This is a genomic window from Helicobacter didelphidarum (genome assembly GCF_003364195.1).
GTDB classification, from domain to species: Bacteria; Campylobacterota; Campylobacteria; order Campylobacterales; family Helicobacteraceae; genus Helicobacter_A; species Helicobacter_A didelphidarum.
Genome location: NZ_NXLQ01000215.1, coordinates 1 through 455 on the forward strand (window position 1 = coordinate 1; position 455 = coordinate 455).

Below are 455 nucleotides of genomic sequence, written 5' to 3' on the forward strand. Positions count from 1 at the left end.
ATGCTATAATCCATAGCACTAAAACCATAATCTTTATGATAAAGCAATTTCATATCACAAGGAGAATCCCTTGCACCCTCTCTTAGAATCTGATAGCTTAGAGTGTCCTCATAAAGGTAAAGTAATATTACAATCAAGCAATAAAGAGTTGTTTGAAGTCAATAATGATGGATTGATAGTAGAGTCTGATTTACTCAATGCAAGTATTATTGGTTGTAGTAATACGATTGCAGGATTCCCTACTCCTTGCTCTTGTATCGCTACTATCCCTAAACCTTGTATATCCACTCTCTTAGAGATAGAAGGAGAGGGAGTGATACTTATAGATAATATAAGCCTTATCCTCACAGATAAAGGATTCCCTCTTATGTTAAATGGAGAAGCTAAGGCAAAAGATGTATTTGAGATAGATGAGAATCCAAGTGAAAACAGGAGATAATGAAGATTCTAATCAA

General features: G+C 34.5%; 1 protein-coding gene. It reads left to right on the forward strand.

Features of this window, described 5'->3' with window-relative positions:
• The first annotated feature begins 70 nt into the window (after nt 1-70).
• Nucleotides 71-439, forward strand: coding sequence for a hypothetical protein (locus CQA53_RS12005; RefSeq protein ID WP_245945928.1), 369 nt, complete (start codon nt 71-73; stop codon nt 437-439).
• Nucleotides 440-455 lie beyond the last annotated feature (16 nt).